This is a genomic window from Paenibacillus sp. FSL R10-2199 (assembly GCF_038000235.1).
GTDB classification, from domain to species: domain Bacteria; phylum Bacillota; class Bacilli; order Paenibacillales; family Paenibacillaceae; genus Paenibacillus_AQ; species Paenibacillus_AQ phytohabitans.
In genome coordinates this window covers 3,504,744-3,530,600 of sequence record NZ_JBBOBO010000001.1, presented here as the reverse complement: position 1 = coordinate 3,530,600, position 25,857 = coordinate 3,504,744, and the positions used below count along the sequence as shown (strand labels likewise).

At 50.5% G+C, this 25,857-nt stretch carries 18 protein-coding genes; 11 read left to right on the top strand and 7 right to left on the bottom strand.

All coding sequences use genetic code 11. The annotated features are described in order from the left end of the window. Positions 1-162 precede the first annotated feature (162 nt). The gene (locus NYE33_RS15215) at positions 163-1,512 is read right to left on the bottom strand and encodes an ABC transporter substrate-binding protein (protein WP_197072964.1); all 1,350 of its coding nucleotides are present in this window, start codon (positions 1,510-1,512) and stop codon (positions 163-165) included. Between the two features lie 315 nt (positions 1,513-1,827). On the opposite strand from NYE33_RS15215, the gene NYE33_RS15210 reads away from it, so the two are divergent. After that, on the top strand, positions 1,828-3,660 hold the full coding sequence (locus tag NYE33_RS15210) for a cache domain-containing sensor histidine kinase (protein ID WP_341066424.1): 1,833 nt from the start codon (positions 1,828-1,830) through the stop codon (positions 3,658-3,660). Further along, positions 3,653-5,275, top strand: coding sequence for a response regulator (locus NYE33_RS15205; protein WP_042138965.1), 1,623 nt, complete (start codon positions 3,653-3,655; stop codon positions 5,273-5,275). Before NYE33_RS15210 ends, NYE33_RS15205 begins: the two co-directional genes overlap by 8 nt. A 25-nt stretch (positions 5,276-5,300) precedes the next feature. On the opposite strand, the gene NYE33_RS15200 is transcribed toward NYE33_RS15205, so the two are convergent. Together NYE33_RS15200 and NYE33_RS15195 are read right to left on the bottom strand one after the other, a co-directional pair. Next, positions 5,301-5,882, bottom strand: a complete 582-nt coding sequence (locus tag NYE33_RS15200) for a GNAT family N-acetyltransferase (RefSeq protein WP_341066422.1) — start codon at positions 5,880-5,882, stop codon at positions 5,301-5,303. Further along, positions 5,801-6,340 carry a GNAT family N-acetyltransferase gene (locus tag NYE33_RS15195; protein WP_336103624.1) on the bottom strand — a complete coding sequence of 180 codons (540 nt, stop codon included), beginning with the start codon at positions 6,338-6,340 and terminating at the stop codon, positions 5,801-5,803. The genes NYE33_RS15200 and NYE33_RS15195 overlap by 82 nt, the downstream gene beginning before the upstream one ends. A 294-nt stretch (positions 6,341-6,634) precedes the next feature. Between NYE33_RS15195 and NYE33_RS15190 the strand changes: the two genes are divergently transcribed. From NYE33_RS15190 to NYE33_RS15180, 3 genes are read left to right on the top strand one after another with little or no spacing between them, the layout of a single operon-like run. Next, on the top strand, positions 6,635-7,369 hold the full coding sequence (locus NYE33_RS15190) for an amino acid ABC transporter substrate-binding protein (RefSeq protein ID WP_371916279.1): 735 nt from the start codon (positions 6,635-6,637) through the stop codon (positions 7,367-7,369). 29 nt (positions 7,370-7,398) lie between these two features. Continuing rightward, positions 7,399-8,058, top strand: a complete 660-nt coding sequence (locus tag NYE33_RS15185; RefSeq protein WP_042138968.1) for an amino acid ABC transporter permease — start codon at positions 7,399-7,401, stop codon at positions 8,056-8,058. Between the two features lie 15 nt (positions 8,059-8,073). Next, on the top strand, positions 8,074-8,817 hold the full coding sequence (locus NYE33_RS15180; protein WP_336103623.1) for an amino acid ABC transporter ATP-binding protein: 744 nt from the start codon (positions 8,074-8,076) through the stop codon (positions 8,815-8,817). A 1,313-nt stretch (positions 8,818-10,130) separates the two neighbouring features. Here NYE33_RS15180 and NYE33_RS15175 read toward each other — a convergent pair. Then, positions 10,131-13,754 carry a glycosyl hydrolase 115 family protein gene (locus tag NYE33_RS15175; RefSeq protein ID WP_341066420.1) on the bottom strand — a complete coding sequence of 1,208 codons (3,624 nt, stop codon included), beginning with the start codon at positions 13,752-13,754 and terminating at the stop codon, positions 10,131-10,133. Between the two features lie 132 nt (positions 13,755-13,886). Here NYE33_RS15175 and NYE33_RS15170 point away from each other — a divergent pair, with 132 nt between their 5' ends. Further along, entirely contained in the window at positions 13,887-14,702 is an 816-nt protein-coding gene (locus NYE33_RS15170) for a helix-turn-helix transcriptional regulator (RefSeq protein WP_341066419.1), read from the top strand. A gap of 299 nt (positions 14,703-15,001) precedes the next feature. On the opposite strand, the gene NYE33_RS15165 is transcribed toward NYE33_RS15170, so the two are convergent. Further along, positions 15,002-16,108, bottom strand: a complete 1,107-nt coding sequence (locus NYE33_RS15165) for an AI-2E family transporter (protein ID WP_042138974.1) — start codon at positions 16,106-16,108, stop codon at positions 15,002-15,004. Positions 16,109-16,285: 177 nt separating this feature from the next. Between NYE33_RS15165 and NYE33_RS15160 the strand changes: the two genes are divergently transcribed. Continuing rightward, a complete protein-coding gene (locus NYE33_RS15160) occupies positions 16,286-16,957 on the top strand; it encodes a response regulator transcription factor (RefSeq protein ID WP_042238251.1) in 672 nt (223 codons plus the stop codon). Beyond that, a complete protein-coding gene (locus tag NYE33_RS15155; protein WP_197072965.1) occupies positions 16,954-18,024 on the top strand; it encodes a sensor histidine kinase in 1,071 nt (356 codons plus the stop codon). The genes NYE33_RS15160 and NYE33_RS15155 overlap by 4 nt, the downstream gene beginning before the upstream one ends. A 73-nt stretch (positions 18,025-18,097) precedes the next feature. Here the strand turns inward: NYE33_RS15155 and NYE33_RS15150 are convergent, their stop codons facing one another. Continuing rightward, positions 18,098-19,162 carry a suppressor of fused domain protein gene (locus NYE33_RS15150; RefSeq protein WP_042238254.1) on the bottom strand — a complete coding sequence of 355 codons (1,065 nt, stop codon included), beginning with the start codon at positions 19,160-19,162 and terminating at the stop codon, positions 18,098-18,100. 199 nt (positions 19,163-19,361) lie between these two features. Between NYE33_RS15150 and NYE33_RS15145 the strand changes: the two genes are divergently transcribed. The 3 genes from NYE33_RS15145 to NYE33_RS15135 all read left to right on the top strand — a co-directional run bounded on the left by NYE33_RS15145 (position 19,362) and on the right by NYE33_RS15135 (position 24,035). Then, positions 19,362-19,919 carry an SMI1/KNR4 family protein gene (locus NYE33_RS15145; RefSeq protein ID WP_042138977.1) on the top strand — a complete coding sequence of 186 codons (558 nt, stop codon included), beginning with the start codon at positions 19,362-19,364 and terminating at the stop codon, positions 19,917-19,919. 592 nt (positions 19,920-20,511) lie between these two features. Further along, positions 20,512-22,269, top strand: coding sequence for an ABC transporter ATP-binding protein (locus NYE33_RS15140; protein WP_341066418.1), 1,758 nt, complete (start codon positions 20,512-20,514; stop codon positions 22,267-22,269). Further along, a complete protein-coding gene (locus NYE33_RS15135; protein WP_341066417.1) occupies positions 22,269-24,035 on the top strand; it encodes an ABC transporter ATP-binding protein in 1,767 nt (588 codons plus the stop codon). Before NYE33_RS15140 ends, NYE33_RS15135 begins: the two co-directional genes overlap by 1 nt. A 90-nt stretch (positions 24,036-24,125) precedes the next feature. Here the strand turns inward: NYE33_RS15135 and NYE33_RS15130 are convergent, their stop codons facing one another. Further along, positions 24,126-25,715, bottom strand: coding sequence for a sensor domain-containing diguanylate cyclase (locus NYE33_RS15130; RefSeq protein ID WP_042138982.1), 1,590 nt, complete (start codon positions 25,713-25,715; stop codon positions 24,126-24,128). Between the last annotated feature and the right edge of the window lie 142 nt (positions 25,716-25,857).

Sequence of the window (25,857 nt, the reverse complement as noted above, 5' to 3'; positions counted from 1 at the left end):
CGGTGACTGCTTATGCTTCCTGAGTGAGCTTTCCTTCGGAAAGATTTCAGGCGGTTGCTACCGCTCCTACAGTTCCAAAATCCCCCTCCGCTGCTTCTTCCTTTTCTAAAAATCTTTAGTTCAATCTATATAGAGATTCTTAAATCCAGCCTATCCTGCTCTTTATTTATTCTTAGCGGCAATTTCCGTCAGTTCCTTGGCAATCTCTTCAGCCGTTGCCCGGCCCGCTGCCAGCTTCGGATACAGGTTCTTCCAGGCATCTGTTACGTTCGGATAGACGATGGAGTCCAGGGTCCGGTAATGCAGCTGTGACTTTTGAGCGACTGTGATCGATTCGACCATGATCGGATATTTCTCTTTCAGTGCATCTGATGGCTGAACTTCACTCGATACCGGCATAACATTGCCGTATTCAAGAGCGAGGGTCTGACCTTCAAGCCCTGTTTTGAACTTGATGAATTTCTCCGCAGCATCGCGGGTTTCCGGCGTTTTGGCTCCGATCATATAGCCAACCTCATAAGTGGAAATCAGGCTGTTATTCGGATACGCGGCGACACCCACTTTTGCATCGAAACCTTCACTGGATTTGGTCGGATCGCTGAAGTCTCCAATCATCCAGGGACCGTTGGCAATCATCGCAGCCTTGCCCTGGCTGAACGCGTTCGCTGCATTGGCATACCCCGCCCCAAGCGCATCCTTCGTCGTATACTTCTCCAGCAGCTCCTTCATCATATTAAGCGCCTGAATCATTTCGGGCGTATTGAAGTCGGTAGGGTGCAGTGTGTTCATGAACGTCTTGCCGTTCTCCCCGTTCGTACCGATCATCGCGGCAAGAATCAGGTTGGATGTCCAGGCATTCTCCCCGGTCATCAGTGCGAGGGGAACGAAGCCTGCAGCCTTCAGCTTCTCGTTGTTGCTCATGAATTCATCCCAAGTCTCCGCCGGCTTAATGCCTGCCTTCTCAAACATTTCTTTATTGTAAAAGTAGCCGATATTCTGCTTCTGATCGCTGATCGACCAGATCTTCCCGTCCCGGGTATTGGAAGCAAGTGCATCTTCTCCGATAGCTGCCTTCCATTCCGCATCCTTGTCTAAATAATCATTGAAAGGGGTTGCAAGATTCCCTTTGATCAGGACATCATTAATTCCGTCCTTGCCCATTACGACATCCGGCACATCCCCGGAGGCTGCCAGAATCTTAATCTTATCCACGTATGCGGCATCACTTGGAATCTCTTCAACCACAACCTCCACTTCATTGCCATATTTGGCATTGAACTGCTTGATCTGCTCTTCCTCCATCTTGGCTGATGCATGCGTGCCGACCCGGAACGTAAGATAAGAAATTTTGACCGGCGCTTTAGCCGCAGGTGCTGCTGCATTTCCTGAGCCTGCCGTTGCGGCCGCTCCATTATTCTCTGCTGAATTCCCTGATCCGCATGCCGTAATGGACATGGTCAGCATCAGCATGCCTGCTAAGGTACAGCCCGCTTTGTACAAAGACTTTTGCACAATAAATCCCCCTTTAGAATGATGGCTTAAGCCAGGGTATCACCCTGCAGCCAATTACAGTTGTTTACAGCTCTCATTGTAGAACATAGAAAAAAAGTTATGAATTCGTTTTTCCGCATGATCTTTTATAATATCTTGAGCAAATGTGATTTGGCAGCGGGGCGGGTGTAAGGGTTTTCAGATTTCTTTAACTCTGTATCGTTTTCTTTACCATCTGGCCGGAAACGGCCCGATTTCACCCGGCTCTGCTATTCGCTGCCAAGAAATGAATATATAATGGCTGTACTACAGACTCATCAGCAAGGAGCAACCAACATGTCCAATCAGCATATCCTGAAGCGGATCAGCCTTCGTCCCCTACTCGGACGTTTCTCCCTAATTCCGGTACGAAATAAAATGGTCATTATTATCTTCCTGCTAATTCTGCTTCCGATGACGTTCGCCGGCTGCTACTTCTATTGGAGCATCTCCCAGATTCTAACGAGGAATGCCAATGATAATCTGTCCCTGCTGATCCGCCAGACCAACGACAATATCGACAAGTCCTTTCAAATTATCGATAATACCTCCCTGCATTTCCTCTCTACTAAAATGTTAAGAAACTGGTTAATCGACGATATGTCGCTGAGTGATGACTTCTACAAGAAATTCGTCAATAAAAGCGAAATGGAAGAGGATTTGAAGTACAGCCTTATGTTCAACAATGCTTGGAATATCAGCCTGCTGTCAACGGCCTATGTATTTTTTGATAACGACAACTATGTATCCGTTCTGAAGTCCCCGCCTAACATTGAGCAGATTAACCGGAATAATCTCGCAGTCTATCAGTCGGTTAACGGCAGAATGGTCCGCGGCAAAGAAATCCTGACGCCAAGTCCCGGCGATCCCACGCTCTATTTCACCCGGGTGATGTCCAATATTAATCTTCCCGAGCAGCGCCTGGTGCTGATCTTCGGCACGAATGAAGCTGATTTAGCAGAGGAATATGCCGGACTGCTCGAATACCCGGGTGCCATAGCCTACATTATTGATAACCAGGGAGTCATCTATTCTAGTGCGGGTAAGCAGGAATTAGGTTCAACTGTTCCTCCCGATGTGCTCGCGCTGAGGGATCATACGGAAGTAAGTGAGGTCAAGCTTAATCAGGAGACTTATCTGGCCGCTTCCCGCAGCATCGGTACTACCGGGCTTACCTTCATTGCCGGCATTCCGAGGAAGCAGGTACTCGCCAAATTATCGGGAAGCATGCACAATTATATCTGGTTTATCGCACTGATTGCGTTCGTCTCGCTTGCAGTAGGTGTCCTGCTGTCGCTCCGCTTCACCCGGATTATCCGCGATCTGCTGCGGAGTATCCGTAAGGTCAAGAAAGGGGATTACAACACCAGAATGCCCGCTTTCAAGGATGCAGAGCTCAACCAGCTCAGCTCTACCTTCAACAACATGACTGACGAAATCAATTATCTGATCAAGGAAGTCTATGAGAAGCATCTGCTGGTCAAAGAGTCAGAGTTCAAATTTCTGCAGGCTCAGATGAATCCGCATTTTCTGTTCAATACGCTGATTACCATCGGTTATAAGGCAAAGCTGTCCAAAGATGAGACCGTTTACAAAATGGTAACATCCCTCACTGAGCTGCTGCAGGCAAGCATCTATTCCAACAGCCTGGCCAAAATCCCGATCCGGCAGGAGCTCGATTTCATCAGATTCTATCTTTATCTGCAGAAGGAAAGGTTCGAGGACAAAATGGAGTACACGATCCAGATCGAGGATGAGGCCATACTGAATCTGCTGCTGCCCAAGCTCAGTGTCGAACCGCTGGTCGAGAATGCTGTGGTGCACGGGGTGGAGCGGAAGCTCGGCAAAGGAAACATCAACATCCGCATTTACCGCGATAATGATTCGGTCTATTTCGAGATCACCGATAACGGCAGCGGGTTTGAGCATGTGCCCAAGAATTGGAATCATTTCGAGAGCGACACGATGCGCAAGCAGGGCCACAACAATATCGGCCTGATCAACACGCATAAACGGGTTAAGCTGCTCTACGGCGAGCCTTATGGCATTGAGGTCGAGAGCGAGCCTGGGGCAGGCGCGAGAGTCACTCTACATATACCGGCAGATCAGGGGGAACTAACACATGTATAAGGTTATGATTGTAGACGATGAGCCTGTGATCAAAAAAGGGCTGCAGTGCTTCATCGATTGGAGTATTCTTGAGTGCGAGGTTGTTTGTGAGGCGTCGAACGGGCTGGAGGCGGTCGAGCTGCTGGGCTACTACGATGTCGATATCGTTGTCACGGATATCCGCATGCCGGGAATGGATGGCCTTGCCTTGTCGGATTATCTGCACCAGCACTTTCCGCAGACGAAGGTTATTATACTTACGGCCTTCGCGGACTTCTCTTATGCCCAAACGGCCATTCAATATGAAGTTGTCGATTTTGTAGTCAAGACCAATCCCACAGAACAGATTCCCCGGGCGATTGAAAAAGCCACGCTGCTGCTGGAAAAAGAACGGGAGCAGAAGCAGAAGGTCCGGCAGCTGGAGAGCAAAATCAACGATAATCTGTCCGAAATCAGCGAAAAATTCCTCCGGGAAGCCGTCTATGGCCTGATTAGCGATGAAGCCGGTCTGTACAGCCGCTCAAGCGAGCTGGGGCTGCAGCTGGAGGACTATTTCGCCATCTATATGGAGGTAAAAGATATACCCGGACCCCACGGCTCTGCCGGGAGCCCGGCGAATGACCATTACCGCTTCCTGGCCTCCATCCGCCACTTCCTTGCCCTGGCCTTCGGGGAGCATCCCTCTTATATTATGGCCATGGAGAAAAACACCCTGCTGGCGCTTGTCTCCATGACCGGCGGCAATACCGCGGTCTCCACCCAGGCCCTGCTCACGATCAGCAATGAAATCCTCGCCATGGCGGAGAACTTCAGGCAATACCATGTCAATATCGGCATCAGCCTGCGGCACCGGGATATATCAACGCTGTCAACGGCCTATCTTGAAGCGAGAGAGGCGCTGCAGGGCAGCTTTTATAATGATAATTATGTGGCTGTATATATCCCTCATGCGAACCAGGCCCTTACGCCTGCAGCCCCTCCCCATCATGCCGCCGAGCAGATTGCCGGACATCTGCAGCAGGGAGACAGCGAGTCGGCCATCCGTCAGCTGGACCAGCTGCTGGAGAACTACAGAAGCATTAAAGAGCCGATTGAGAATGTGAAGGTAGCCTGTCTGCTGATCAGCTCCTATTGCTTCCGCTTGCTGAGCACAAGCCAGCCCTTCGCACCGGAGATGGAGGAGAGCCAATCCGCCGTGTATAAGCAGATTCAGGAGAGCAAAAGCATCCAGCTGCTGGCAGATATTCTGGGGCGCCTGATTCTAAGCTGCTCAAGGGCTGTGGCGCGGAGTGACAGACAGCCTAATTACATCGTAATTGAATGCCAGAAATATATACGAGAGCACTACAATCAGAACCTGAGCCTGCAGATTATTGCCGACCATATCCATATCAACAGCAGCTACCTCAGCCGCCTGTACAAGAAGGTCACCGGTGAGTCCATCATCGATGTGATCAACAAGTACCGGATTGACATGGCCAAGAAGCTGCTCCGGAATCCGGCAAGTAAAGTATTCGAAGTCGCGGAAGCCGTTGGTATTGAGACACCCGCCTATTTCACTCATGTGTTCTCCAAATACACAGGGATGAGCCCCAAGGAATATAAGCTGAATTATTCACAGACCGAACTGGGATAACCGGAAGATTACACCAGACTGTTGATCATATTGTCCACTCCGGAGCCTTGAAGGCCGAACATAATCCTTCGCTCCGGTAGTACGCAATGGCTCCGTTCAATTCTTCCAGATCGCATTCAATCTCTGCCCTAGTCATTTCCCGCACGATTTCTTGTGCCTTCTCCACGGCATTTGCCTTGACGTAACAGTGCAGGCATTCCAGATACAGCCGGGGCTCTTTCTGTGAAGCCTGCTGCAGATAAGCCCCCCACTCATACCAGCCGTCATCATTAAGATCCGCAAAATTCTCAATTGGAGCATAGGAGGTGAAAGAGGGATAGGTATCCGCCAGCATGAAGCCTACCCGTTCCGCTACGGCCCGGGAGCCGCGGTTGGTGGATACACACAGCCACTCTACACTGCCATATCCTTTGTCCCAGCATTGCTGGACAACTGCCGAAACGACCTGCTTGGCCAGGCCCATTTTGCGGTAGCTGCGGGCTGTTTGAATGCCAATAGCCACTTGGCCTCCGTTATAGCAGTCGCTTAACGACCAGCTGACAATCTTGTCCAGATGACGGATATAGCAGCCGCAGCCGGCAATAGCGAAATGTTCATCGCCCCCCACTCCGCAGCCCACTTGTAAATTTTATCAGCATTCTTATAGCTCTTCTTCCGCAGCTCCGGCAAATCTATCTTCTCCGGCACATACCCCTCAGGCAGCGATAGTTCGATTGGCGTGAACGTCTCACGGGTTACAATGTACCGGTGTCTTGTATACTCCCGTATGTATTTGTTGGGATGAACCTCTGGTATCTTCAATCTCCACTCTTCATTATCCGGTGTGACCTGTTCCCAGAACCCCAGTGATTCTGTGAGCGCCTGATTAAAAGCATCGTTATCTGCACGTCCAGCCAGCAAAGTAGTCTCACTGGACTCGATCATCAGGACTTGCGGATGTTCTGCCGAATCCACATGAACCTTGCCCTCCATCAGCCCTTCCAGAACCGTGAACACTGACAGCTCATTGTGACTGGTTACCAGTTCCTTTGCCTTGCCGTATTGCTCATTCTTCAATTCTATCACTTATGACATTCCTCCTTATTTCAGGCCACCTGTGTACCTGTTACAGGAATCGTATCAGATTACGAATTGAGATAAAATGGAAAAAATAAATAAAGTAAGAGTCTGCTGAGCGGCATGCTTTGATTTATTTTCGACACAATTGTGTTCCCCTACTCTATCGACAGTAACTCACATGATATGTTATTATGATAAACTGATAACGTATTAACGAACTAAAGCACAGGCTGCTGCGTGTAATCTACTAGGGGGAATAGAGAGATGAAGAGACAAGGGATATTGGGTTTATTGGTAATTATGGCGATTGCTATAATAGCCGGCTGCTCCAGTTCTGGAGGCAATGACGGTAAGCTGGTGATCGGTATAGATGATAAGTTTGCCCCGATGGGCTTCCGGGATGATAACAATGAAATTGTCGGGTTCGATATTGACTATGCGAAAGCGGCTGCTGAGAAAATGGGCAAAGAGGTTACCTTCCTGCCGATTGACTGGTCTGCCAAGGAATCTGAGCTGAATAGCGGACGCATTGATATGATCTGGAACGGCTACACCATCACGGACGAGCGCAAGGATAAAGTGTTATTCACCAAACCTTATCTGGAGAATAGCCAGGTTGTAGTCGTGCTTGCGGATTCAGCGCTGTCTACGCTTAAGGATCTGGCCGGCAAAGAGGTCGGACTGCAAAGCCTCTCCTCTGCTGCCGATGCCCTGGATGCTAATCCGATTAAGGCGGAGCTTAAAGGTGTCTCCGAATTCACCGATAATGTGCTTGCCCTGACAGACCTGAAGTCGGGACGTCTGGATGGAGTAGTCATTGATGAAGTGGTGGCCAGATACTACATATCCAAGGAGCCGGAGACTTACAAGCTGATGGATGAATCGCTGGCCCCAGAGCAATATGGTATCGGGATTAAGAAGGGCAATGAGGACCTGCTGACGGAGCTGCAGAAGGCATTGGATGCGCTGAGCAGTGACGGAACGGCGGCCGAGATTTCCACGAAATGGTTCGGAGAGAACAAAGTACTTAACTAGATGGTTTCCTTTAGGAGTCGGGTGAAGACATGAATATTGACTATATTATTAAAATTTCCGGACCGATGCTGGAGGGGGCACGGACAACGGTATTGCTGTTCCTGATCGTGATCGTATTGTCCATTCCGCTCGGGATGGTGGTCACACTAATGGCCAAAAGTTCCGTCAAGCCGCTGGCCTGGATCGCACATACTTATATTTATGTGATGCGCGGCACTCCGCTGCTCTTGCAGCTGTTGTTCTTCTGCTTCGGCCTGCCGCAGATCCCCGTGATTGGGCAATATCTGGTCATGGACCGTTTCGTTGCGGCCAGCCTTGGATTTATTCTGAATTATGGTGCCTATTTCGCTGAGATCTTCCGCGGGGGAATGCTCTCGATTGATAAAGGCCAGCATGAGGCGGCCAAGGTACTCGGGCTTAGCAAATGGCAGACCCTGCGCAAGGTGATACTGGCCCAAATGTTCCGGGTGGCGCTGCCTGCGGTAGCCAATGAATCCATTACCCTGGTTAAAGATACTGCCTTGCTGTATGCCGTAGCGGTACCTGAGCTGCTCAATTTCGCCAAAACGGCGGTAAACCGTGATTTCACGGTCACCCCTTTTGTCGTAGCGGGCGTAATTTATTTGCTGATGACACTGGTGCTTACGCTATTCTTCAAGACACTGGAGAAACGTTTCAAATTTGAGTAGAAGGGCTGTTTCGCTATGAGTAGTATAATTGAAGTATCGCAATTGCAGAAATCCTTCGGCAGCCTCGATGTGCTGAAACAGATTACCTTTGACGTTAACCCCGGAGAAGTCGTTGCGGTGATTGGACCTTCCGGTTCCGGCAAAAGCACCATGCTGCGCAGTCTTGTGCATCTGGAAGAGGTTACCGGCGGAAGTATCCTGATCTGCGGCCGGGCGCTCGTGGACAAAGGCAAATATGCCAGCGGTGCGGAGATTAGGGAAATCACCTCAACCATGGGCATGGTGTTCCAGCACTTTAATCTGTTTCCGCATCTCACCGTAAGGGGTAACCTGGAGCTTGCCCCGAGAACGCTGAAGCGGGAAAGTGTTCAGGATATTACGGCCAAAAGCGAGGCGCTGCTCTCCAAAGTAGGTCTTGCCGATAAAGCAGACGTGTATCCCTCCATGCTGTCCGGCGGGCAGAAGCAGCGGGTCGCAATCGCCAGAGCGATGATGCTCAGTCCGGACATTCTCCTGTTCGACGAGCCGACCTCGGCGCTCGATCCCGAGCTCACCGGCGAGGTACTGCGGGTCATCCGCCAGCTTGCCGAGGAGCATATGACGATGATTATCGTCACGCATGAGATGAATTTTGCCCGCGATGTGGCCGACCGCGTCTTCTTCATGGATAACGGCGAAATCGCCGAGTCCGGCACACCGGAGGAGATCTTCGGCCACCCGCAGCTGGAGCGGACCCGGACATTTCTGAACCGGGAGTAACGGGAGTAAACAGATCGGATTCTAATAAGGGACTGTCCCATTAGCCATACAATGGCCACTTGGGACTGTCCCTTTTCTCTTTTCTCTTTTTCGTTTGCTCTCAAAGTGGCACATTGTACTCGTTTTTTCGAATACATTGGGTTCGTTACCCCTCGCAGCGGCATATTGTATTCGGTTTTTCGCATACATTCGGGTCGATTGTCCTCGCAGTGGCACATTGTATTCGGTTTTTCGCATACATTTGGTTCGTTACCCTTCGCAGCGGCATATTGTATTCGGTTTTTCGAATACATTGGGTTCGTTACCCTTCGCAGCGGCACATTGTACTCGGTTTTCCACATACATTCGGGTCGTTTAACCTCGCAGTGGCATATTGTATTCGGTTTTTCGCATACATTTGGTTCGTTACCCTTCGCAGCGGCATAATGTATTCGGTTTTTCGCATACATTCGGTTTGTTACCCCTCGCAGTGGCACATTGTATTCGGTTTTTCGCATACATTCGGGTCGCTTGTCCTCGCAGTGGCACATTGTATTCGGTTTTTCGTTACATTTGGTTCGTTACCCTTCGCAGCGGCATAATGTATTCGGTTTTTCGCATACATTCGGTTCGTTTACCCTCGCAGTGGCACATTGTATTCGGTTTTTCGCATACACTTGGTTCGTTACCCTTCGCAGCGGCACATTGTACTCGGTTTTTCGCATACATTTAGCTCGTTTACCCTCGCAGTGGCACATTGTATTCGGTTTTTCGCATACATTCGGTTCGTTTACCCTCGCAGTGGCACATTGTATTCGGTTTTTCGCATACATTCGGGTCGATTGTCCTGGCAGTTGCACATTGTATTCGGTTTTTCGCATACATTCGGTTCGTTTACCCTCGCAGTGGCACATTGTATTCGGTTTTTGGCATACATTTGGTTCGTTTACCCTGGCAGTTGCACATTGTATTCGGTTTTTCACATACATTCGGTTCGTTTAACCTCGCAGCGGCACATTGTATTCGGTTTTTTACATACATTTGGTTCGTTTGCCTCCGCATAGTGCCCAATTCCAGCGGATTCAGGGGCACTTATGCCCCTCATTTCCTCAGTTTCTTTGCCCTCTATCGGTGGATTCAGAGGAATCCCTCTATATCCGTAACAAAAAAACAGCAGCCCGGGAATTCCAATTCCCGGCTGCCGCTTTTATTCCCTTGATTCCCTTGATTCCCTTGATTCCTTGATTCCTTGATTCCTTGATTCCCTTGATTGTCTTGATTCCCTCGAGTTCCCTGAGTTCCTCGATTCCCCCGAGTTCCTCAATTCCCCGTAGCTATCTTCGCTCCGAGTCCTTCCACTCCGCATCAACTGGCGGCAGCTCGTTACCGGTGGTCAAGTAGATCCGGTCGATCCGCAGCTGCGACTTTCTGGCCAAGACGGAGAGCACATGCTCCCCGGCGGTGAGGGCAAGGTCAGATATCGCGCACCAATAGTACACATACGCAGTGTTGTACGTATGCAGCGTACCTCCGCAGAACTGCTCAGATATCGGCTGCACCTCGCCATCCAGCGCCAGATAGCAGGAGTCCGACTTGTCGTTATAATGCCGGAGCAGCATCCATACCTGATAAGTTCCCGGTGTGCTGACGCTCAGCCGGTAATGCATCGCCGGAGTCTGCTCCGGATGATCCCAGCGGATTCCCGGCATGGCAACGTGCATCGCCAGCCCGGTCCGTCCGTTCGTTTCCGCCTGCAGATGGCTCCAGCTCAGGCCGCTTCCGTCAGCAGCCGGCGTGAGATAAGCATTCGCTGAATTCTCCAGCGCATACTCCGCTTCAATCGCCAGAACCCCGTCCTGTTCAACGAAGACACCGGAACCAAATTCCTGAAGCCAATCCTTACTTCCGTCACTTCCGCTGATGTTAGCATAACGCGGCTCACCTAGCTCAGTCTGCGGGGAATTCACAAGCGTATTAAAGATCTGAGTGTTCATCGTCTGGAAGAACTCCCGGTCCGCATACAAGACATTGGGAGGCGGAACCTCATCTATACTGGTTAAGTATAACCCGCTACGCAACCGTTCCAGTTCATCCCACTGCACATCTGGACCCTCCAGTCCATACGCGGGAACCAGTGTTTCGCCATGTCTGCTGTAAATTGGACCCAGATTACTTCCGCTCTGCTCGGTCGTATAGAGCACAAGTTTGGTAAGGGTCACATAACGGTCCACCATATAAATTTTTAGGGTATGGGCTCCGGCAGAGAGGAACGGAAGCTCCACCATGATTTTCTCGCCATTATCGAACACAGCTTCCTTCCAGTTGCCGAGCCATTCGTCACGGGTCTCACTCTCTACAATAAAAGGCTCTTCTTCATCCATGCCGACGCCGAAGCGGATCTGCCCCGTGGAATCCAGTGTGAGGAAACGGTATATTTCCAGCTCAAACTTCCCGCTATGCTGCAAATACAGATCATATTCCAGATGAGGATTCTCCTTGTCCAGGCCATCCAGCGGACGGAGCCCAGAATGCCAGGCCATTACCGCATCCCCTTCATGTCTTCCGAGGCCCGGCACGGTTATCCAGCCGAACTTCGCTTCATCCCCTGCTACACCATCATGGAAAATATTCCGGTCATAACCCGCTGCCGGGATGGATACATACCCGTCCGCTTCAATATAAGCGGCAGCTCCTTCGGGTAGCTCTACGGCTTCCTCAACCTGAATCTTAACCGGAATCACACTGCCGTCCCTGTGATCATGGACATTAATAACTCTCTGCTTACCCGCATGCTCCGCAGGGTTCAATACCGATACGAGAATCCTTTTCTCGGTATGGATCGTCCCTTCACTCTCAGAGAGGGTAATCCAGTCCGTACCTTCAGTGACTTCGATAGAATAAGAAATGCTGCCTGCACCCTGGTTCCCAATCTCAATCCACTTCTGCGTCATCCCATAAACTGAGAATGAGAGCACCTCATCATCATTCCACAGATTCACCTTTACACCGCTTCCGGAAATGCTCAGGGCAGGCTTTCTTGCCGGAAACATCGCTGTCGGCGGCGGCGGGAAGCTCTCAGGCGTGAGGATGCCCTCCCATTTTCCCTCGCTCATCTTATGATTGTAGTAATGCAACATGCTCCGCTTGTAATCAAGCATTTTACCGGATAGCTCTGTATATTTGTCTGCTGCCTGCATATTCCCCCGCGCGTAGGAGAGGTTGCTCCGGTCGGCATAATAGAACTCATGGTTGGTGTAGTAGGAAGCATGTATCTTCATCAGGAACAATTGGAAGAAGGCAGCACGCTCCTCCGGCGGCAGACTGTCCAGAATCGCATTTCCCCGTCTATAAATATCCTCAAGCTTCATCAGCCTGCGTCCGGCCTCATCACCCAGCACCGTTTGCGTGAAACCATCCGAATTCATATGTTCAATCTTCCGCACATTGGTTACCTGGGCAAAAACTTCATATAACTCAGCCGCTTCAGCACCGTGATTACCGGAGAAGTTCGTATTGATCCAGTGCTCGGTGAACTGCCTGGTGTTCCTGGTAATTCCCGTTTCTCTACCTGCTTCCCAGCCGTAGCGGATGAAGAATTCCATATCCTGCTCCAGCGGCTTGAGTCCGCCTATATTTTGCACCCATATATTCCGGATTCCCGATTCATAGGACTTCCGCAGTTCATTGCCGGTATGGGCCAGGGGGATCGAATTGATAAACAGATAACTCATGGCCGTTCCCCCGTGCGCCCAGTAGGATGAATGGTAATACAGCCCGTGCCCGCCGCTGCGCCCCCGTTCCGCCTCATTTGGATAACGGCGCACATGCCCGAAATTGTCATTCGCCCAGATCAGTGTGACATCCTCCGGCACTTCAAGACCGAGATTGTACAGATCCAGCACCTCTTTATAGGGGACAAAAGTCTGCAGCACCTCCGCCCCTTTAGCTTCCCCGAGTACTTTTGTAAGAATCTTCCGCTGATCTTTGACAATCTCACCGAGCAGGCGAACCTTAGCCGCAGTCTTCTCCTCCGCACTTAAGGAATCATCTTCATCGATAGACTTCGTATGAAATCCGGAATCATGAATCCCGCGCATGCCCATCGTAAAGCTGACTTCGTAATCCTTATTCTGTTCCACGCTTTCCTGCCAGTACTCCAGTAGAATCTCGCGGTTTCTTCCTTCAATAGAATAGTCATAGACGGCATCCGTATACCCTTTGCTCATGATCCACGGTGTCCATTCGTTCTGGTTGCTGCGCAGCAGCATATCACAGTGGGACGTCCCGACAACAATGCCCATTTGTTCAGCAAGAGCACCATTCTCCAGGTTACCATTAAAATAATTCACATGCATCGCCGGCCAAATGTAATTGGCTTTCAGGCGGAGCAGCAGCTCAAAAATTTTCTCGTATGCCTCAGGGCCAATCGTATCGTCAGCGGTATGCAGCTTCGCCCAATCGTTCAGCTCCTCCTCATCATTCAGAAAGATGCCTCTGTATTTCACAGACGGCCAATCCGCCTTGGAGTAATCCGCAGGGAGACTGAAGGTGTCTTTAACTTTAAACAGAACATCCGCCCAGTAATACCACGGAGAAACGCCGAGCTGCTCACATAAATCGTATATTCCAAAAATCGTTCCTCTTCTGTCTGCACCGATGATGTACAGGACCCCATCCACTATCTCGTGGAGAAAAGCCTCCCAACGGTAAGCGCCTTCAGCCTTAATCTTGTCGAGCGATAACCGCTTCCCTGCAAGGCTCTCAGCCACCGCCTCGTTAACTGCCGTCCCGATTACAATACTGCATTGACCGATCTCTTGTGACAACTCAGCCTTGCAGCAGCATACCGCCGCAATATCACGGATAAGATTGTTAACCGCTATATGTACCGCGCTATTCTCTGTTTCGGACATGTAGATTTGGATTGTGGTGTTTCTCTTAACTAATTCGTACGACAAGTTGCTTGCCTCCTATATCAACTCTATATTTATTGACTCGAATATACAGCAAATCACAGCAATAATCTTTTAGTATATTGTTCATTTCACGATTTGTTGTATTATATTGCTATAGATAAGGGAGGCGTCATTATGAAAGCTGATTTATATCAAGCCCATCCGTTATTCTCCATGGAATACGAGAAACATGACTCCAACTACGAGATGCCGGCGTTCCACTATCACAACTCTTATGAGCTATATTTTCTTGAAGACGGCTATCATCATTTCGTGGTCAATGACGCCTTGTATGACATCACGATGCATGACGTGGCCTTATTCAAGCCCAATTCCTTTCACAAAAGCCGGGGCAACCACTCCTGCGCCAGGACCTGCCTGTATTTCACCGACCGCTTTCTGCGGCTGCACTTCACGGACCGCTCGATTCAGTCGCTGCTGAGCTGCTTCGACAAAGAAATCATCTCTACCAGCAAAGAAACTTTTCCGAGAATTAAGAAGCTGCTGCTGCTGCTCGAAAAGGAGAACATTGATGATCCCTCTAACCGGATTTTCATCTATTTAGCGGATATCCTGAACATCCTGAATGAGAATGTAAGATCACCCAGAGTGGAGCATGTGCCTGCGGCCTACGCAAACTTCGCCCCGATCCTGCTATACATCAGTCAGAACTATAACCGGATCAGCAAAATCGAAGAAATCGCCGAAGCATTCTTCATGTCCAAATATTATTTATGCCATGTCTTTAAAGAAGCGACCGGTCTCACCCTGATCCAATACCTGAACAATATCAAGATCCAGCATGCCTGCAATCTGCTTGTGAATTCCAATCTGTCCATTCTGGAGATCGGGAATGCCTGTGGCTTCAATTCCTCTATGTATTTCTGTAAAATCTTCAAGCAGGCACTATCGGTAACGCCCAGCGAGTTCAGAAAACAGGCCGCGCAGTAAGCGTTATGAATTTCCGGCGCTATTAGTGGGATTTATCCCTCTATTTTCACCATCAGAGCCATTTCCGGTGCTATTAGTGGGATTTATCCCTCTATTTTCACCATTTGGGCCATTCCCGGCCCTGTTAGTGGGATTTATCCCTCTATTTTCACCATTCGGACCATTTCCGGCGCCGTTAGTGGGATTTATCCCTCTATCTCTCACCATCAGAGCCAATCCCGGCTCAGTTACTAAGCATCATCAAGTCCAAAAAGACCGGAAAGCCTAAAAACGGCCTCCCGGTCTTACCCGCACACAGCTTAATCCCCCGCTTCCGCAGGCACCTCCGGTTCCTTTTCCCAGCGCTGCCGGACAAACAGCTGATATAGCTTGACTGTGATAATCTTCAGCATCATGTAGACGGGAATAATCAGCAGAATGCCGATAATTCCGCCGAAATCGCCGCCCGCCAGGACCAGAATGATCGTGGTCAGCGGATGGATATCCATGCTTTTCCCGAAGATATAAGGCGCCACCAGGTTATCCTGAATCTGCTGCGCCACCAGCACAACTACAATCGACCAGATGGCCGTGGACGGCGACTCGATCAGACCGAAGATGAAGATCGGCACCGTGGACAGAATCGCCCCGATAAATGGAATGAAGTTCATCAGCACAGCCACCAGTGTCAGCAGCAGCGCATACGGCAGCCCAATCAGCAGAAAACCGAAATACATCAGCACGCCCAGCGCCAGATTGACCAGCACCCTGCCGACGATGAAGCTGCTCATCACCCCGTCGATTTCAGCAACAACGGACGCACCTTCCTCATGATAACGTTTTGGAAAGAAGCTCACGAGCTTGTCGCCGAACTTCCCGCCTTCCTTGAGCATGTAGAACAGCAGGATCGGAAAGGTAAAGAGTACAATGGCGAAATTGGAGACGAAGGAGAATAGCCCCGACACATAGACCGTCAATAGCGAAAAGCCTTTATTCAAATAATCCATCAGCTGGCTGGCCGGATTCATATCCGCAGGAATCAGCTTCGACAACAAATCGCTGTCCTCCAGCTTCGTCAGCTGCTCTCCCACGGCATTGAATACGCCAGGCATATTATTAGCCAGATTCACCAGCTGATTCTGCAGCGACGGCCAGACGCCTACCGTGAATCCCAGCAGCAGCACCGCGATAACCAGATAGACCAGCAAGATAGCAACTGTCCTGTTCAGCCTGCGGGAGGCCAGGTAATCAATCAAGGGACGCAGCAGATAATAGAAGAAGACGGCCAGCATTAACGGCACAATGACAACACTGAACAGCGAGATAATAGGTGTGAAAATAAAGTCCACCAGTGAGCTTACATAGATAATTCCCAGCACCAGCAGCACTGCAATACAAATGCGGATAAACAAATTCAGTTTGGCCATGAGTGACTCCCGTTTTCATATTTGAACCGGCGGTTCTTTTCCCTATAATATAGTGCGTCATTCTTAATTCAGACTAAATCGAGTCTAAAGAAAAGCTAAAGATTTTGTCTTTAGCCTTTTTTTACATTAGAATGATGGGGAAACGCGGTCAAATCCGACAACCTTTGGAGTGAAACCATGATAAAGATCCTTGTTGTAGAAGACGATAAGCATGTACGCAAGCTGATGAACGCTGTGCTGAAACGGGAAGGTTATGACGTGGTAACGGCTGAGAATGGAAGAGAAGCACTGGAGGTTCTTGAAGTCCAGCATATCGATCTGATTATTCTGGATATTATGATGCCGGAGATGGACGGGTATGAATTTGCCGAAGAGCTCAAGGAAGCGGACAATCGAATTCCCATCCTAATGGCCACAGCCAAACAGCTACCTGAGGATAAGAAAAAAGGCTTCCGGCTCGGAACCGATGATTATATGACCAAGCCTGTGGATACAGAAGAAATGCTGCTGAGAATCCAGGCCCTTCTCCGCCGCTCGCAGATTGCGAGTGCCCGTAAGCTGGTGATCGGCAGGGTTCATCTGGACTATGACACATTAACCGTGACCCGGGACGAGGACAAGCAGACGCTTCCGCAGAAGGAATTCTATCTGCTCTATAAGCTTTTATCCTATCCGGAGCGCATCTTCACCCGCATCCAGCTGATGGACGAGATTTGGGGGATGGACAGCGAAAGCACGGATACTACGGTGAATGTGCATATCAACCGCCTGCGCAAACGTTTTGAAGCCTATCCGGAGTTCGAGCTGGTCTCTGTCCGCGGCCTCGGATATAAGGCGGTGAGAACATGAACATGATCAAGAGGCTGACGGGTAAAATCGGCCTATCGCTCTACTTCTCGCTTGCTGTATTTATCATCTTCCTCATTACCGTGCTGATTACCGGTGTATTGGTCTATCTGTTGACGGTCTTCGGTGTGCTCAATGAACGTATCATTCAGGATTTCAAAGTCCTTACCTTTATCACATTGATTGCCTGCATCATGATCGGCACCGTCACCTCGGGTCTGGCCAGCCGGAGGATGCTGAAATCCATCCGTACCTTCATCGATGCCACCAACCAGCTGGCAGGAGGAGATTTCACCACCCGGCTGCGGCTCAATAATCCGCCAGAATTCAAGATTCTCTCCGCTAATTTCAACCGGATGGCGGATGAGCTGGGCGGCATTGAGATTCTGCGCACGGATTTCATCAACAATTTCTCGCATGAGTTCCGCACCCCGATTGTGTCGATCAAAGGGTTCGCCGAAATCCTCAAGGATGATGAGCTGAGCAAGGAAGAACGGAATGAATATCTGGATATTGTCATTGAGGAATCCACCCGTCTGGCCGCCCTCGCCTCCAACGTCCTGAGCCTGTCCAAAGTGGAGGCTCAGACGATATTAACGGGCCGCGAGCCCTTCAACGTTGGCGAACAGATCCGCCAATGTGTCTTACTTCTGCATCCCAAAATGGAGAAAAAGCATATATCCATCACAGCCAACGTACAGGACTATGAGGTGCCGGGAAATAAAGAGATGCTGAATCAGGTCTGGCTGAATCTGCTAGACAATGCCATTAAGTTCACTCCGGAGCATGGTGAAATTGAAGTTTCGATGAGGCAGGCCGAAGACATGATTGAAATCAGCTTCCGGGATAACGGTGCCGGGATCAGTGCGGCTGCACTTCCCAGGGTGTTCGACAAGTTCTATCAGCAGGATACTTCCCACTCCACCGCCGGTAATGGGCTGGGGCTTACCATTGTCCGTAAAATCACTGAGCTGCACGGCGGAACCGTCACCTGTGATAGTGTTCCGCTGCAAGGAACCACCTTTACCCTGCTGCTCCCTGCCTCAAAGAAGCTGCCGTCCACCAAATAAAACATCCCCACAAAGTGGGGCCTTATCTTCGATGATTACTCAACAAAGGGCGGTCCACATGACCGCCCCCCTATTAGCCGATGGTATCCACTACCTTGCCCTCCTGGTCTTTGATATACGTCTTTCTCACCCGTATCATCAGTTCTTTGGCAGTGGACAGCTTGAACTCGCTTTCCTTAGGCTTAAGCTTCGATTCCAGCTCCAGAACAGCAGCTTCACTTAGGCTGATGCGGATGTTCCCGCCGTCTTCCTTGCAGCCAGTCTCTTGTGCCGGTTCCAGCACAACCTGCAGCTTAGGGCTGGTGAGCGTCAGCTTCCTGCCCTTCAGCAGACGGCCGCGCAGCAGCCTGGCTACCGTCGCTGCCTGCTGTGCCCCCATAGCCAGGACGGCCGGTGCTTTGCTGAGCAGACGATTTCTGCCAGGCTCGAAGTCCAATTGATCCACATACAGGATGCCTGTCTGGGACCCGTCACGTTCAATCCCCTGCCGCACTGCATCCTCTATTACCGGAAGCCGCAGCAGTGAATCCCGTCCAAGATCGGTGATAAATGCAGGTAGTACTTCTTGGCTGGCCTGCAGGAATGCGTTGGTATTCCAAGACATCATGGCTTCAAGTTCATCGGCGGTAATCCCCACCATTTGCAGAAACTCTACCCGTCCATTCGGGGTATCCATAGCCGGAAGCTCCGGATCACCGGTAAAAGCCAGAGCGGTCAGCCTCGTGTCTGCACCCAGACAGATAGGACCGTTCGCATCCAGGTAATGCCCGGAAGCAAAAATATTACCGCTGCTGAAGACATATCTGGCCATATTCTGCAGCAGATTCATCGCCCAGGCCGGAGGCTCCTCTTCTCCGGCAGTACGTGCCAGCCGGAAGGTCAGCTCAAATCCGTAGCCGCTGTATTCCGGGTCCTCTGATTCCTTGTCATATAGCTCAGAGAATCCGAAGGTTACAAAGTGCCAATGGGGATAAGGCAGCTCTGCCTTATAGGCACTGATTCCGTTCAGCGGGTCCTTTCCCCCCAGCATGTAAGGCAACAAGGCAGCATAATGCTTCGGCTCCTGTTGTCCATACAAACCCGACATCTGTTCCTCAATGGCATCCCAACCGGTTGCTTCCACTTCTTCTTCGCTCATTATGTTCCCTCCGGATTCAAATTTATGTATAACTGGCCCATTCAAGCCCTTAATCTCCCGTTCATTACCCGGAATTTCTCTATCATAAGCAGCTATAACCAGTGCAATGTTCAACTGCCTCCAGGTGATTGCCCTGATTAACCCACCGCTCTTGTTCATGTTACACTAAATCTACAAGACTTAAGGGGGCTACCAGAAGATGAATGTAGAGTCGTTGTTTGAGATTTGTTACCAGAAGCATCCGGGGGCGCCTCAGCCTGAGCTGACACGCTTCGCTGAGGAGTGGCACAAGCCTTTGACGCAAGAGGAAATCGCGGAGATTACCGGACGGCAGCGGAATCCTTTTCCGGTTACCGATCCGCTTCATGCCGTATACCGGCCGTTCGATCCGGCACTCTGGACCATTCCGGACATGCCGTTGCCTGCTGACTACCTGCATTTCCTGCGTTACTCCAACGGCGGAGAATTCGGCAACGGTGAACGGTATGTCCAGCTGTTCGGTACGGACCAGTTACGCTCCATGATGCTTGCATACGAATTCCCTGAATACATGCCGGGCGGGGTTCCCTTTGCCATGGACGGCAGCGGCCATCACTATATCTGGGATATGCGCACGGCCCGGGAAGACGGTGCCTATCCCATCCTCATCGCCCATTCCGGCAACCTGGGTTATGACGACGCAGCATGGATTGCCGGCAGCTTCGAAGAGCTATGCCGGGGAACCGTCTCGGCGGAAGATGTCCTTTATAATTCTTGAAGCAGTGAGGTATAAATCGCATCGCCGAACTTGCTAATTGTTGTACAAATTGCAACTTTGATCCCAAGAACCACAGGTGTTCAGAAGGATTGTTGTATGAAATACAACAATTATCCCGCTACAACGCTTAAATGGAAGTGGAATGTTGTATTTTGTACAACAATTTCGAATTTTGGCCGATTTGACGAGGGAATTGTTGTATTTTGTACAGGATTTTGATGACTCTTACCAGACTAGAGGCTATCCCAAGCTGAACGGCCACCTCATGGCGGCTCCTAGGATGGCCTCTTTGTCATAGCAAGTCTCATGGCCGCTCCCGAGACGGTCTCTTTGTCATATCCGGTCTCATGGCCGCTCCCGGGACGGCCTCTTTGTTATATCCGGTCTCATGGCCGCTCCCGGGACGGTCTCTTTGTCATATCCGGTCTCATGGCCGCTCCCGGGAAAGCCTCTTTATCATAGCAAGTCTCATGGCCGCTCCTGGGCCGGCCTCTTTGTCATAGTATTTTCTGCTTGTTTCAGCAAAAGTTAATTTTCAGTTTATCATTCTCCGGTACGATCATAGCAACAAACACGCAAAGGAGTCATTCTTATGTTGAAATTACTGAAGAATCTGGAGCCCAAAGAATGGTTCTTATTCGGCATCAGCCTCATGTTCATTATCGCGCAGGTCTGGCTGGATCTCGAGCTGCCCGGCTACATGAGTGACATCACCCGGCTGATCCAGACCCCGGGTAGCGAAATGAGTGAGATCATTACGGCCGGAGCCTGGATGCTGCTCTGTGCGCTCGGCAGTCTGGCGACCTCGATTGTCGTGGCAGGGATTGCCGCCAGAATCGCGGCCGACCTGTCAGCCAGATTACGCGCCAAATTGTTCGATAAGGTGCAGTCCTTCTCGATGGAGGAGATCAGCAACTTCTCGACCGCCAGCCTGATTACCCGCTCCACGAATGATATCACCCAGGTCCAGATGCTGATTGTTATCGGCTTGCAGCTGCTGGTCAAGGCGCCAATCCTTGCCGTATGGGCTATCCTTAAGATTACGGGTAAAAGCTGGCAGTGGACGCTGGCTACAGGCGCCTCTGTTGGGCTGCTGGTGCTGATTGTCGCCGTCTGCATCACTCTCGTTCTTCCTAAATTCAAGAAACTGCAGCAGTTAACCGACAATCTGAACCGCGTATCCAGAGAGAATCTGAACGGTCTGCGGGTCATCCGGGCTTACAATGCCGAGAAATACCAGGAAGAGAAATTCGCCTCCGCCAACAACGAGCTAACCAGCACCAATTTGTTTGCCAACAATGTAATGACAACGCTGATGCCGAGTATTTCCCTGATTATGAGCGGACTCAGCCTCTCCATCTATTGGATTGGTGCTGTAATTATTCAAGCAGCCGACGGCACCGCCAAGATGGGCTTGTTCTCGGATATGATTGTCTTCTCATCGTACGCGATGCAGGTCGTTATGGCTTTTATGATGCTGATCATGATCTTCATTCTGCTGCCCCGCGCCCAGGTATCGGCCAAACGTATTAATGAAGTGCTGGAAACCGTGCCTAGCCTGAAGAACGGATCAGTCACTCATTTCCCTGTGAAGCGTGAGGATGAGCTTGAATTCAGAGGGGTTAGCTTCAAATATCCGGACGCAGAGGATTATGTGCTGGAGAACATCAGCTTTACGGCGAAGCAGGGCGAGACGGTTGCTTTTATCGGCTCAACAGGCTGCGGCAAGAGTACGCTCGTTAACCTCATTCCCCGTTTCTATGATGCTACCGAAGGCGAAGTGCTCGTGAACGGCATCAATGTCAAAGAATACGACCAGCAGGTGCTGCGTAATAAAATGGGCTATGTCTCCCAGAAAGCGGTACTGTTCGGCGGAACGGTAGCTTCGAATATCGCTTTTGGCGAGAATGGTGCCGGTCAGGTGCTCAGCTCCGATATTGTAGATGCGGTGTACACGTCCCAGTCCTCTGAATTTGTAGAAAAGCTGGAAGGCAATTATGAGGCCCACATCGCCCAAGGCGGCTCCAATCTGTCCGGCGGACAGAAGCAGCGGCTCTCGATTGCCAGAGCGATTGCCCGGCGTCCGGAAATTCTGATCTTCGATGATTCGTTCTCCGCGCTTGACTATAAGACGGACCGCAAGCTGCGCAGCGAGCTGAAGAAAGACGCTCATGCCTCCACGATGCTGATCGTTGCCCAGCGCATTGGTACGATTAAAGACGCCGACAAAATCATCGTGCTGGAAGCCGGACAAATCGCCGGTATGGGCACACATGACGAATTGATGCAGACGTGCGGTGTCTATCAGGAAATTGCATACTCACAGCTGACCAAGGAGGAGCTCGCCTAATGAAGATGAAAACCAAAACTAAAGGACAGAATACCTGGAGCAAGCTGCTCCGTTACTGCCGTAAATACGTTCCGGTGATCGTCATTGCGCTGATCTGCGCGGCGGCCGGAACGGTGCTCACGCTGCTTGGTCCGGATATGCTCTCTGAGATTACGGATAAAATCACTGCCGGTCTCGCAGGCGGGATCGATATGGACGGCATTGCTGCCATCGGCATCACCCTCGTCGTGATCTACGCCATCAGCGCGGTGCTCTCACTCTCGCAGGGCCTGATCATGTCGAATATTACCCAGAAGGTCTCCAAGAAATTAAGAACCGATCTGGCTCATAAGATGAACCGGCTTCCGATCTCCTACTATAATAAGTCGGCCACTGGGGATATCCTCTCCCGGGTAACGAATGATGTGGATACCATCGGCCAGGCGATGAATCAGAGTATCGGTACAGTCGTAACTGCCGTAGCCATGTTCATCGGTTCGATCATCATGATGCTCCGGACCAATGTAATTATGACCCTTACCGCTATCGTAGCGACAATCATCGGCTTCGGCCTGATGGCGGTTATTATGAAGAAATCCCAGAAGTATTTTGCCAGCCAGCAGGAATTCTTGGGCAAAATCAACGGTCATGTTGAGGAAGTCTATACCGGACATAATGTTGTAAAAGCCTACAACGGTGAAGCGCAGATGCGCACCACCTTCCAGGAACTGAATCAGGGGCTGAAGAACAGCGCCTTCAAAGCGCAATTCCTCTCCGGACTGATGCCGCCGCTGATGGGCTTTATCGGTAATCTCGGTTTCGTCGCCGTCTGTGTCGTTGGCGCTGTACTGGCCTTGGATGGAACTATCTCCTTCGGGGTTATCGTCGCCTTCATTATGTATGTACGTTACTTCACCCAGCCGTTATCCCAGATCGCCCAGGCCGCGCAGAACCTGCAATCGGCATCGGCCGCAGGCGGACGCGTGTTTGAATTCCTCGAAGAAGCAGAAATGGAAGACGAGACCCGCAAAGAGAACACACTGGCAACAGCGGCAGGCAAAGTAAGCTTTGACCAGGTGAAATTCGCTTACGATAATTCCGGGAACCTGGTGATCAAAAACTTCTCGACAGAAGTGAAGCCGGGGCAAAAGGTGGCCATCGTCGGCCCGACCGGCGCAGGCAAAACTACGCTCGTCAATCTGCTCATCTGCTTCAACGAGCTGACCGGCGGAGAAATCTACATCGATGACACACCGATCAGCAGTCTGACGAGGGAGAACATCCACGATTTGTTCTGCATGGTGCTGCAGGATACCTGGCTGTTTGAAGGCACAATCAGGGAGAACCTGATCTACAATCAGCAGAATATCACGGACGAGAAGCTTGTAGAAGCCTGCAAGGCGGTTGGCCTGCACCGCTTCATTCAGAGCCTTAGCGACGGATATGATACCGTCCTGAACGATAAGGTCAACCTGTCCGCCGGACAAAAGCAGCAGCTGACCATTGCCCGCGCGATGCTGAAGGATGCACCGATGCTCATTCTTGACGAAGCTACCAGCTCCGTGGATACCCGGACTGAGCTGCTGATTCAGCAGGCGATGGATCAGCTAATGGAGGGCAGAACCTCCTTCGTCATCGCCCACCGGCTGTCCACGATCAAGAACGCCGATGTGATTCTGGTCCTGAAGGACGGCGATATCCTGGAAAGCGGCAGCCATACAGAATTGCTGGCGAAGAACGGATTCTATGCAGAGCTGTATAACAGCCAGTTTGAGCAGGCTTCCTAAGCGGAGCTTGCCCTGCAATATGGAGCTTCCTTCACATAAAAACCGCAAAACAACGGCAGGCTCGTAAATGAGCCTGCCGTTGTTTCGTGTTCATTCAGCGATAACCGTTCGGTTCCTCCCCCCGCTCTTTGCCAGATACAGCGCCTGATCCGCCTTCTCCAGCAAGCCCTCCTGTTCAGGGGAATGCGATGGATAATGCGCGACGCCCTGAGAAACCGTAACCTGCACAGGAACCGGTGCCTCGCTTTGTTCTACTGCCCGGCGAATGCGTTCAGCTGCGTTAAAGGCTTCTTCAGGCGTGGTGCGGGCCAGGAGAATAACGAATTCTTCACCGCCATAGCGGTAACAGATATCGTCCGGGCGGAGAGAGGCCGCCACCACCCTGGCAATATGTATTAACACTTCATCACCACTGTTATGGCCATAGGTGTCGTTAACAAGCTTGAACTTATCTACATCCAGCATGACAAGTGAAAAGGGTAAATCTGCGGTTATCCATTGATTTATCGTTTGTTCAAGGGATCTCCGGTTCATCAGGCCTGTCAGAGCATCCGTCGCAGCTTCCTGGGTCAGTTGATCGGTCTGCTCCTGAATATTGGCCAAGGCTAGCAATACACCATTGGTCAGCAAATAGGCTTCCCGGCTCCAATACTGCTTCGCTTCCCGTAATTCTATCTTTTCCTTCCCCATCTTGCTCACCACATTGGCCAGGTAGACAAAGGGGCTCGCAAACTTGCGCGCCAAGAGAATAACGCCCAGCAGCATGATGATAAACGGGAATAAGGAATACCCGATCAGGATACGAATGTGGCCGATCAGTTCCTTATGGATTTGACCAATCGGTGAGACAACCACTATTCCCCATCCATTGGACGGAACGCTCGAGTAGCCGGCAAGCAGCTCGGTGCCCCGGGTATTCCGCACCTGTTGCTCCCCGCTCTCCTTATTCATCAATCTTTGGACAACTGCATTGCTGCTGACACTCTCTCCGATAAGCTGCTTGTCCGGGTGATACACCAGATGCCCGTCCGAATCCACAATATAATAATAAGCGCCGGAATCCTCCTCCTGGCCGTTGTCAAAAATTTCAGACAGGACATTATTCTCCTGCAGATAGATCGTGCCGCTTAACATTCCGAGATATGTACCGGTGTTACCAACGATCGGTTGGCTCAAAAACACGATCAGCCGCTTAGTGTTTGCTGTCAGATACGGGGAGGATATATACGGTTTTTGGACCGCTAAGGCTTCCAGACTATTGCTGGAGGTGATGTGCTTACCTGCTGTTCCCAAGCTGACAGGTGATACATTGCGGATTAATCCGCTTGCTTCGACCACTGTCATAGAATTGAAGAAATTGCTGCTGCTGCGCATCAGATCTAAATATTCATTCACTTTCTCCGGTGCCATGGTCTCGATACCGGACAATATACCGGCATTGTATTTCAAGCTGCCCTGCATGGATAGAAATAAGGAATCCATCGTCCTCGACATACGGTCAGCATTAATATAATTCAGATGGAGCGTCGTCTCCGTCAATGATCGTTTCTTGGACTCATATGAACCCACCAGAAGAATACCCGAAGTTAGCAGAATTACCAGCGTCACGAGCCCCGTTAGCAGCGTTGTGAGACTCAGCTTATTACTTATGAGAAGCGCATTATTTAACCTATTAAGCAACCTGCAATCCTCCTTGGTGTCTGAAAACATAGTTACTTAATATTACAATGAATTATAGTATTGTTCGGGAATGGATTATTTGCAGGAGAATTAATGATTAGTTTCAGAAAAAAGACAACAAAAAACAGCCCGTTCACAATGG